A 10,231-nucleotide genomic window follows, 5' to 3' on the forward strand; every position below is an offset into this window, starting at 1 on the left:
TTCACACCAATGCAGCATATTCAGCGCATGACCTGATTCTACTTATCACCTCCGTTAAAAATGGGGGGATTACCATTTCGCTTGATACATCCATGGGACATGCCGGAGCCGCGGCCCCCTGGCTGGCTATCGCTGCCGCCACCGAAATCGCCCGACAAACTCAGTTACCACAGATGATTATCTGCGGTGATACCACACAGAATGTGCTGTGGAGCACGCTCGTTACCCCGATTGCTTCCCGACAGGAGATGGATCCGTGAAGCTACCTTTAGCACCGAAGACTACGGAAGGCCGCTATCTTGCTGTCGCACTGATTCTCTTTCTGCTGTTAGCCGTAATGACGTTTATGGTCTGGAAGCATCCGGATGTTGCCGGGATTGAAGACGGTAGCCAGCAGCAAATTTACTGGCTTATCGCCGGCTGCTGCATTGCAGGATGTGCTCTTATCGTATCGTTGATGCTCCTGGCAGCGGTGCGCAATGCCGGTAAACAGGAGTTTAATGCGCTTGTCGACAACACCAACGGTGATGATGAGAAAAAGAAGCGGGAAAATGATAAAGCGCCTGTTCACCCTGCAGTGGCCATGTGTAACAAGATTCGGGGACATCTTCGCTCCCGTATTGGCCTTTACTGGCGTCGTAAAACCCGTCTGTTGTTAATCACTGGCGATGAGGCGGCAATCGAACAGCTGGTACCTGGCCTGCAGGAAAACCTGTGGCTTGAAGGTAACCGTACCGTTCTGATTTACGGCGGCAGTCTAACTGCTGAGCCCGATAAGGAAAAATACTCCGCGCTGCGTAAACTGCGTCGCGGTCGTCCACTGGACGGTATTGTACGCGTTATGCCGCAGTCGCTTAATCTCACCCCTCAGATTAGTGATAACGATTTACGCGGACTGGAAAAAATCAGTGAACTGCTCCGTTATTCCACGCCGGTCTGGCTGTGGCAGCTGTGTGGCAGCAAGTGGTCGCAGGCAAAACGCACTGAACAGACGGTAGGTGCCACTTTCCCGCTGCGTGCTAAGCCTGACGATATTACCCGTCAGCTTGAGCTGATGCTGCCGGCCCTGCGAACGCAGGGAGTGAGTCAGGTCGCTGAGAACAATGGCCACGACTTCCTGCTGCGCCTGGGCCAGCACCTCAAAGATGGCGGTATCGCCCGCTGGGCTCAGCAACTTGTGCCATGGCTGTCTGCCTCACGGCAGCGCGTTCCGCTGCGTGGCCTGATGTTCAGCCTGCCGGACAGTCACCCTATTCATACGTCTGAGGAAACAGCCGGCGCTGAGAAATATATCCCGGAATCGCAACGCCATGCGCTGACCCTGCCGGTAACCTGGCAGGGCATCGTGGATGACTGCGACCGTGTTCGTGGCCGCCGTGTCGGTATGGCCTGGGAGCAGACCCTTGCCTGGACACTGATGACCGTTATTGGTGTCTGGGGCGCGGGAATACTGCTGTCGTTCGCGGTTAACCGCCTGCAGATAGTCTCTGTTGCCGGGCAGGCTCATGCCCTGGTGGAGCATCCTTCCGTATCGGATCACCAGTTGACGGCCCTGCATACGCTACGTAATGACGCCGGGCGCCTGAAGCACCGTATTCAGGAAGGTGCCCCTTGGTACCAGCGCTTCGGGCTGAACCATAACCAGCAGCTGTTCGATGCGATGTTGCCTTGGTACGGCGTGGCAAATAATCGCCTGATACGCGACCCAGCGAACCAGGCGCTGACGCAAAAACTAAACGCTTTGGCAAACTCTGCCCCCAACAGCGACCAGCGGGCACAGCTGGCGAAGCCGGGCTATGAACAGCTGAAAGCCTGGTTGATGATGGCCCGTCCGGATAAAGCCGACGGCGCGTATTACGCGCAGACCATGAAAGCCGTGCAGCCGACGCGAATGGGCATTTCAACCGGCCTGTGGCAAAGCCTGTCGCCGGATTTGTGGGCCTTCTACATCACCGAACTGCCTAAGCAACCACAGTGGAAAATCACGCCGGATACGCAACTGGTGAGCCAGAGCCGCCAGGTGCTGTTACAGCAAATTGGACGACGTAACGCTGAAAGTACCCTGTATGAGAACATGCTTAAATCCGTGCGTCGTAACTTCGCCGATGTGTATCTGGAAGATATGACCAGCGGTACCGATGCCCGTCGCCTGTTTACCACCGATGAAGTGATACCGGGCATGTTCACCCGCCAGGCATGGGAGGGGGGGATTCAGCAGGCTATCGAGAAAGCGGCGAACTCCCGCCGGGATGAAATCGACTGGGTACTCAGCGACAGCCGAAAAGCCGTCTCCTCAGACTTGTCGCCGGAAGCCCTGAAAGCACGTTTGACACAACGTTACTTCACCGACTTTGCCGGCAGTTGGCTGGGCTTCCTCAACAGCCTGCGACTTAACCCGGCAAACAACATTGCTGACGTTACCGACCAACTGACGCTGATGAGCGATGTCCGCCAGTCGCCACTGATTGCCCTGATGAATACCCTCGCCTGGCAGGGGCATACCGGCCAGCAAAGCGAAGGTCTTTCGGATTCCATCATCAAATCGGCTAAAGACCTGGTAGGCAGACAGGATAAACCCGCGATCGACCAGTCAGCGTCCGGGCCGCAGGGGCCGCTCGATGAAACCTTTGGCCCGCTTCTTCAGCTTCTGGGTAAAAACAAAGGTAGCAACGTTATGTCGGCTGATACCTTACTGAGCCTGCAGACGTATCTGACCCGCATCACCCGCGTGCGTCTGCGCCTGCAACAGGTGGCCAGCGCTTCTGATCCGCAGGAGATGATGCAGACGCTGGCGCAGACCGTATTCCAGGGTAAAAGTGTGGATCTGACCGACACCCAGCAGTACGGCAGTCTAATTTCGGCAAGCCTTGGCGAAGAGTGGAGCGGATTTGGCAGCACAATGTTTGTGCAGCCGCTGACCCAGGCCTGGCAGACCGTGCTTCAGCCGTCGGCAGCCAGTCTGAATGACAAATGGAGCCGCTCGGTTGTTGCGAACTGGCAAACTGCCTTTGACGGACGTTTCCCGTTTGCCGCCAGCAAAAGTGATGCCTCTTTACCGATGCTGGCTGAATTTGTGCGTAGGGACAACGGACGTATAGAGCGCTTCCTGACCACAGAACTCAATGGTGTGCTGCTCAAAGAGGGCAGCCAGTGGGTACCGGATAAGGTCAACAGCCAGGGGCTGAGCTTTAACCCGGCCTTCCTGCGGGCCATTAACCAACTGAGCCAGCTCTCAGACATTCTGTTCACCGATGGCAGCCAGGGCATCAGCTTTGAGCTGCAGGCGCGCCCTGTACCGCAGGTGGTGGAAACACAGCTGACCATTGATGGCCAAAAGTTGCGCTACTTCAACCAGATGGCTGACTGGCAGAGCTTCCGCTGGCCGGGAGACACCTACAAGCCGGGGACGATGCTGACCTGGACTACGGTCAACGCCGGTGCGCGCTTGTTCGGGGATTACAGCGGGACCTGGGGCTTTATTCGCTGGCTGGACCAGGGCGAACGCCAGCAGCTTGACCGCAGCCAGTGGATGATGAGCTTTACCGCCCCGGATGGGCGCACCCTGCAGTGGGTGCTGCGCTCACAACTCGGAAAAGGTCCGCTGGCGCTGCTGGACCTGCGCGGTTTCACGCTGCCGGATCAGATATTCAGAGTCGACAGCGCGGCCACCGCTCAGGCACTGATGGCCAACACCGGAAACAGTGACATGGATGGAGTCGAATAATGAGCACACTGCAGAATTTGGTTGCCGCCTCTCAGGCTGACGAAACTCAGCGGCGGCAACAGGCGCAGACACGCACGGAAAACTGGCAGTCCTGGTTTGCCCCGGTCAGTGATGCCAGCCCGGCCGGAGGAGACCCGGGATATGACGATGATTTTCAGCGTACCCGCGAGGGGGTCAACAAGCTCTCTGGCATTGATACCGGGCTGATATGCACGTTTGCCGAAAAGCTGCTGACCACGACGGCCAAAGATATCCCGAATCGAACCGCCCCGTGCAGACCAGCGTGCCTGCTCAAACGCCTGTACCAGCAACAGAGCTGGTCCGAAATACTGGAGCAGGCAGACAGCGAATTTTCGCGTGGTGCCAACCATCTCTGGCTGGATTTACAGTGGTATATCCATCAGGCTCTGGTGAAGTCGGGGCAGGATGTGCTGGCCGACATCATCACCGCCGACCTGAAAGGATTGCTGCGCCGCCTCAGGTTACTACGTACTGCGCATGAAAGCCACACGCGGCGAAACCGATAAATCACAGCTTCAGCCTGAGATGGATTTGCTTCTGTCCGGTCTGATTGCGCTCGATACGGCAAGCAGTGCGGTGCTTTGCGGATAACCCGGACTGAATTCAGCTAAAGGGAAAAATATGGCAGCAGAAGGCTTTTATCTGGTGCAGGGCGACAAGACGACCTGCGGCGGGAAAATCGTCACGGGCGCTGAGCATCATACTCTGTTTGATAAACCAGTGGCCCGGGAGCAGGACAGTGTGACCTGCGGTAAACATGCTGGGCTTTTCAAGATAGCCGGTGGCATCGACAACGATACCATTCACGACAGGCGAATGGCCGGAACCCTCGACAGCTACAGTACATGCCCCTGCAAGGCGAAGTTTATTCCATCGATGATGAATGATACATACGAGAAGAGCAGTGGAGCTTCCGCTGCAGAACCAGCTGCAGGCTTTGCAGCATCTGTGCAAACTTCGTCAGAATTGCCGAGTTATCTGACCGGTAAGCAAAAGCTAACTGAATTTGTACCTGATTATCCAGTTTTACGGAATACTCATGATTTACCTGATGGTAATTTGAGGGCTATGCTAAGGCAAACTAATCAGGATGTGATGCTGCTCACTCTTCCAGAAGCTTTCGTAATATTGTCCTCGTGGGGGGCATGGAAACATGGATGGGTAGCAATAACAGAAAGTGACCCCGGACAAATAGTTGTAAATTATGGAACAAATATCAAGGATGTTGTGACTGCATCCATGTTGATCAACCAATTGGGAAGCTTCAGCATAAAAGCAACAACATATGTAAACCGCAACGGTACAGAACTGATAAAAATAAGTGGTTATCCTGGTGTAAGGAAGATATTGAATGCACCTGTGTTTGCGACAAAAAATCCAAAGATTGTTGATTTGGGAATTGGTAAATATGGGTTTGCAAAATCTGTTGTTGAAGGAGCACGGCTGACATTTTATGTCGCAGCCGCTTACAGGACTCTTGATTTCATTTTGAACGATGAGAGATCTTTAGCTGAATTCATAGGATCTCTGGCTACTGATGTAATGAAAATTGGCATTGTATCAGTAGTCACATTTGTCGTTGGAAGTGTCGTAGTAACCCCGTTGATTGCATTTAACCTTGTAATAGTCATTGGCGTTGGATTTTTTTCTGCCTGGGGGTTAAATAAGCTGGACCAGAAGTTTGGTGTGACAGACAAAGTAGTTGAGTACATTGATGCGGCTCAACAAGAATTTGCTGAAAAAGCCAGAGAAATGGAAGATGGTTTTTGGGACTTAGGTGCTATGCTTGCAGAGAAAATGTTAATTAAAGGCAAGCAAATTATAGAGACAGAAATTAGAGATTTTTTGAGAAGCTCAATTGACGATATTACTAAGAGGATATACTAACATATGACAAAAAAAACCAATGCTGTTTTTTCCATTCTTATATTGTTGGCTGTTTCTATTCTGTCGTTTTATTTTTGGTTGAGCGAAGTCTTTGATTGTCTCAAATTTCATGATGAGATTATTTTTTCGTGGATGTCATTAAGTCTTATATCCATACCAATTATGTTTGCGTTTCCTTTATACTGGTTCTACCTTTCGCTCCGATATGAGCAAGAATACGCACTTAAAAAATTGAATAAAATCATGCCACTTTTCAAGTGTATATGTGTGTTTGCTTTTGCTTTGTCATGTACTATTTCGTTTGGCTATTTGTCAGCACTAAAAAGCAAAGGTTACATTCTTTGCTCAGGAGTACCATCTGGATGGACACCCGGAACGGCCAACAAATATGTGGTGGATAAAAAATTATGCTTCAGTTCGGGTAGGCGGCATGAAAGATAGAATTCGTGCATTTTTCGCTATAGTGATCATTCTTGGGGCGTGTACTCTGAGCTTTTATATTGGAAAATGTATATTTAAAGAATATTTCAGCTTTGGTGATAAAATTGTTTTTTCATGGCTAACCGTTGCTTTAGTTGCGTTGTCTTTCGTGATGATATTCCCACTGGCCTATTTTATTCTGGTTCTCTTCATGGGAAAAGAGTTTGCTTTCAGGAAGATGGATTACTATGTCGTTTATTTAAAATGGGGTTATATTATTATCGTTGTACTGGGTCTGTTGTACTCTATCCTCTATCCTCTATCCAAAAGAGCTGATTAGCAGAGGATATGTACGCTGCAATGGTATTCCATTGGGCTGGATGCCAGGTACTGCCACTCGTTATGTAAAAGAAACATTCTCCTGTAAACCATATTGATGAGCGACCTTTCTATTTGAAGTCGCCTGTCGGTTTTTGGAATTCCCTTAATCGCTCATCACGTAGTAATTAACTAAACAGAAACTATTATGGATGATTTAACCCTGCGTTATTATGACGCTGAAATGCGCTATCTGCTGGAAGCCGGTGAAGAGTTTGCCCGTGCTCACCCCGAGCAGGCGGCAATGCTCAATCTTGATAAAGCGGGGGCGCGCGACCCGTACGTAGAGCGGCTTTTCGAGGGCTTTGCCTTCTTGATGGGCCGTCTTCGTGAAAAGCTCGACGATGACTTACCGGAGCTGACCGAAGGGCTGGTCAGCCTGTTGTGGCCGCATTACCTGCGTACCATTCCGTCAATGTCGGTGGTGGAGTTCACCCCTGACTGGCGTGAGATGAAAGAGCAAATGCGCATCGTCAAAGGCTTTGAGGTGAACTCGCGGCCGATCGGTGAGAAGGGCACGCGTTGCCGGTATACCACAACCAAAGAGATTACCCTCCAGCCATTGTCGCTTGAGAGTGCCCGACTGGCGACCGATCCGGATGGCCGTTCGGTCATCACGCTGCGTTTTAACTGCAGCCATCTCGCCGACTGGAGCCGTGTCGATCTCAGCCAGCTTCCGTTCTACTTCAACGCTGATGCACCGTTGGCCTGCGCCATGCATGAGGCCTTTACCATGAACACGGCCTGCCTATGGTTGCGGATGCCGGGTGACATGGACAGAAGACCGCTCGACGGGTATTTCACTGCGCTGGGGTTCGGCGACGACGATGACCTGTGGCCGAAGGGAAGCAGCGGCTTTAGCGGCTATCAGCTGCTGCTGGAGTACTTCACCTTTCGTGAGAAATTTATGTTTACGGGGCTACGTGGGCTGGAGACCGTGGTCTTTCCGGCCGAGCTCCCCTGGTTTGAAATCGACGTGGTACTGGCGGTGCGCTGGGAGCATGACTTCAGCTTTACCGAAAAGCATCTGCGCCTAAACTGTGTGCCGGTGATCAACCTGTTCCCGCTGGAATCTGACCCGCTGACGCTCAACTCCCTGCAGACCGAATACATGCTGCGTCCGATGCGCGTGCAGGATGGCCATACCGAGATTTACACTGTGGATTCGGTGATGTCATTGAGCCAGCACCCCTACGTGCCGTTCTCGAGCTTCCGCCACAAAGGCGGCATGATGCGTCATGAGGCGCCGGAGTATTACTATCACACCCGTGTGCGCCGCGGCCCGTCAGGTCTGCATAACACCTGGCTTATCCTCGGCGGTGAAGCCTTTGATAACCACACGGTACCGGAAGACGAAAGACTGTCGCTGACGCTCACCGGCACCAACGGACAACTGCCACGACGTGCACTGCAAAGCACCGTGCTCGATACGGTGATGAAAACCACCTCGGCCAGTATTGCCGTGCGTAACCTTTGCGCGCCGACGCTGCCCTGCTATCCGCCCGCGCAGGACCGCTTCCACTGGCGCGTGCTGAGTCATCTCGGCAGTGGTTTTCTCTCGATGATGGATAACGCCGACGTGCTGCGCGGCACGCTGGCATTGTATGAGTGGACCAACAGCGAGATGAACCGCTGCCGTCTGGAAGCCATCATTGATGTGAAGCACAGTGAAACCGAACGCTTCGAGCAGGGTTACCTGGTTCGCGGCGTGCAGATTGAAGTGACGCTGGACAGTCACGGCTTTGCCGGAAGAGGGGATATTTGTCTATTTGGTGAAATGTTGAGTCGCTTTTTCGCGCTCTACACCGACATCTACCTGTTTAACCGCCTGATTATCATCCTGCAACCGACCGGAGAGCGCCTGGAATGGGAAGAAAAGCACAACCGCCGTATTCCCGGCTGACCCCGCGGCTGGAGGCTGACCTTAACCGCATCAACTTTTACCGTTTCTGCCAACTGCTGGAGAAACTGAATCCGGACCGGCCGCTGATGGGCTCAACCAGCCATCCCGGTGACGACCCGGTGCGATTTGCACCGCATCCCGGGATGGGCTTTCCGGCGAGCGAACTCAAAGCCGTTGAGTATGACGAAGAGGATGACAGTAAACCACCGCTCATCCGCGCCACGTTTATGGGGATGTACGGCGTTGATTCGCCGCTACCGACCGCCTATCTCGACGACATCACCCAGCGCCGGGAAGGGCATGAGGCGCTGCAGGGCTTTCTGGATATCTTCAGCCACCGCATCCTGACGCAGTTTTACCGCATCTGGCGTAAATACTCCTACCCGGCAACGTTTGAGCCCGGCGGCACCGACAGCATTTCGCAGTCGTTGCTGGGCCTGGTGGGATTGGGTATTCCCGGTACGGCAAACCACATTGCCACACCGGTATCCCGATTTCTGGCGCTGCTGGGGGTGCTGCGGCAACCGGGCAAAACCCAGGAGGGGATGCAGGCCCTGGTGACCCTGCTGTCCCCGGAGACCACCGTGAAGGTTAGTCCGTACTGCCTTCGACCGGTGGAGGTCAGCCGGCCACTGGGCTTTTACGGTGATGACGATTTTCTGCTGGACGGCAATACGCCGCTGGGTGACGAGGCGATGGATGTCAACAGCCAGTTGCTGATTGCGCTCACGACGGATAATGAACAGGAAGCGCAGGGCTGGAAGCCGGATGGCCTGCTGTATCAGGACTTTCTGGTGATGCTGAGGGTCTGGCTCGGCTGGCGCTTTAAGGCAAAAATCACCCTGACCACCCGGACCCGACTGCTGGCCGCTCCGCCGCTTGGCAATGGTCCTTTCTGGCTGGGCATGAACGGCGTACTGGGTGTGGCGGGCGATGACCTCCCGGTGGATATTCCTCAGACCTTTACCACCGAACTGGGTTACTACACAGGGCTGGGGCCGGCGTTACCACAACAAGGAAACCGACGTGTTACGTACAAGTTTAACTAAAACTGCGCGCTGGCTGTTACCGCTGATGACTTTCAGCCTGGTGGGCTGCGGGGTAACGCAGGGTATCACCGATGGCACCAAATCGGCGTTTAACGCCGTGTTCTACAAAAAGATTAAGGTGCTGCGCATGGATTTCACCGCCCGTGAAGCGTTGAACACCGATTCACGTGCGAGCAACTCACTGTCCGAGCCGGTGGTTATCCGTGTCTATCAGTTGGAAGACCGCAAAACTTTCGACAAAACGGTCTACCAGCAGTTGCTGAAAGACGGGGAGACCATTCTGAAAGCTGACCTGCTGGCGAGCCGCGATGTGGTGGTGAAGCCGGGCGGTGATGCGAACCTGAATATGCCGATGGAGGCCGATGCACAGTTTGTGGCGGTGGTGGGTCTGTTCCGTCAACCGGATATGGTCAACAACAATTGGAAGCTGGTTATCGGGCGCGAAGACCTTGACCCGGATAAGCCGCGCATTCTGGAAGCCGGTAACAACCATCTGACGCTGCAACCGCTCAAGGACAACTGATGCCCCAGGGACACAACACACCTTCACTGTATAAAATGCTCACCGGTCATTTTACCGGTGGCCTCGCCCTTAACCAGGTTAGCGAAGAAAATCAGGTCATCCTCTTAGTACTGGATAACATGCAGCGTATCCGCGTCGGTCAGTCTTCACCCGCTCACCCGCCTTCTATAGATCTTTTACTTTATCCGCTCGCGCTTTAGTCGCTGTCAACGCCAGTGGAGTCCTGTCTGACGGGGATAAGCGATTGTACGAATCAATAAAATTACTTAACCTTTGAAACGTTCGCGGTGGCCTGCTCAATGGGGGTATTGGGGACGGGCATTGCT

The 10,231-nt window shown here is 53.5% G+C and carries 9 protein-coding genes; all 9 read left to right on the top strand.

Annotated features, from left to right (window positions below; translation table 11 throughout):
* The coding region (locus FCN80_RS24905) for a hypothetical protein (protein ID WP_230492941.1) at nucleotides 1-260 on the top strand (260 nt) is incomplete at its 5' end.
* Nucleotides 257-3,724, top strand: a complete 3,468-nt coding sequence (locus FCN80_RS24910; RefSeq protein ID WP_136993006.1) for an ImcF-related family protein — start codon at nucleotides 257-259, stop codon at nucleotides 3,722-3,724. The genes FCN80_RS24905 and FCN80_RS24910, both read left to right, overlap by 4 nt.
* On the top strand, nucleotides 3,724-4,251 hold the full coding sequence (locus FCN80_RS24915; RefSeq protein ID WP_230492942.1) for a type VI secretion system domain-containing protein: 528 nt from the start codon (nucleotides 3,724-3,726) through the stop codon (nucleotides 4,249-4,251). Before FCN80_RS24910 ends, FCN80_RS24915 begins: the two co-directional genes overlap by 1 nt.
* 115 nt (nucleotides 4,252-4,366) lie before the next feature.
* Nucleotides 4,367-5,632, top strand: a complete 1,266-nt coding sequence (locus FCN80_RS24920; protein ID WP_136993007.1) for a PAAR domain-containing protein — start codon at nucleotides 4,367-4,369, stop codon at nucleotides 5,630-5,632.
* Between the two features lie 162 nt (nucleotides 5,633-5,794).
* The gene (locus FCN80_RS27535) at nucleotides 5,795-6,073 is read left to right on the top strand and encodes a DUF1240 domain-containing protein (RefSeq protein WP_373880363.1); all 279 of its coding nucleotides are present in this window, start codon (nucleotides 5,795-5,797) and stop codon (nucleotides 6,071-6,073) included.
* Nucleotides 6,021-6,392 carry a hypothetical protein gene (locus FCN80_RS24930; protein WP_170975518.1) on the top strand — a complete coding sequence of 124 codons (372 nt, stop codon included), beginning with the start codon at nucleotides 6,021-6,023 and terminating at the stop codon, nucleotides 6,390-6,392. Before FCN80_RS27535 ends, FCN80_RS24930 begins: the two co-directional genes overlap by 53 nt.
* 186 nt (nucleotides 6,393-6,578) lie before the next feature.
* Nucleotides 6,579-8,333 (top strand): type VI secretion system baseplate subunit TssF, encoded by a 1,755-nt coding sequence (gene tssF / locus FCN80_RS24935; protein WP_136993010.1) that lies wholly within the window; start codon nucleotides 6,579-6,581, stop codon nucleotides 8,331-8,333.
* Nucleotides 8,297-9,382 (top strand): type VI secretion system baseplate subunit TssG, encoded by a 1,086-nt coding sequence (gene tssG / locus FCN80_RS24940; RefSeq protein WP_136993011.1) that lies wholly within the window; start codon nucleotides 8,297-8,299, stop codon nucleotides 9,380-9,382. Before tssF ends, tssG begins: the two co-directional genes overlap by 37 nt.
* On the top strand, nucleotides 9,360-9,905 hold the full coding sequence (gene tssJ, locus FCN80_RS24945; RefSeq protein ID WP_136993012.1) for a type VI secretion system lipoprotein TssJ: 546 nt from the start codon (nucleotides 9,360-9,362) through the stop codon (nucleotides 9,903-9,905). The genes tssG and tssJ overlap by 23 nt, the downstream gene beginning before the upstream one ends.
* Nucleotides 9,906-10,231: the final 326 nt, after the last annotated feature.

Origin of the sequence: Martelella alba (assembly GCF_005217455.1) — a bacterium.
GTDB lineage: Bacteria > Pseudomonadota > Gammaproteobacteria > Enterobacterales > Enterobacteriaceae > Acerihabitans.

What these genes read in the sequence shown, in the direction of transcription:
- tssG (WP_136993011.1), top strand. Translation starts at nt 8,297, where the DNA reads ATGGGAAGAAAAGCACAACCGCCGTATTCCCGGCTGACCCCGCGGCTG.
- FCN80_RS24920 (WP_136993007.1), top strand. Translation starts at nt 4,367, where the DNA reads ATGGCAGCAGAAGGCTTTTATCTGGTGCAGGGCGACAAGACGACCTGC.
- FCN80_RS27535 (WP_373880363.1), top strand. Translation starts at nt 5,795, where the DNA reads ATGTTTGCGTTTCCTTTATACTGGTTCTACCTTTCGCTCCGATATGAG.
- tssF (WP_136993010.1), top strand. Translation starts at nt 6,579, where the DNA reads ATGGATGATTTAACCCTGCGTTATTATGACGCTGAAATGCGCTATCTG.
- FCN80_RS24930 (WP_170975518.1), top strand. Translation starts at nt 6,021, where the DNA reads ATGTGGTGGATAAAAAATTATGCTTCAGTTCGGGTAGGCGGCATGAAA.
- FCN80_RS24915 (WP_230492942.1), top strand. Translation starts at nt 3,724, where the DNA reads ATGAGCACACTGCAGAATTTGGTTGCCGCCTCTCAGGCTGACGAAACT.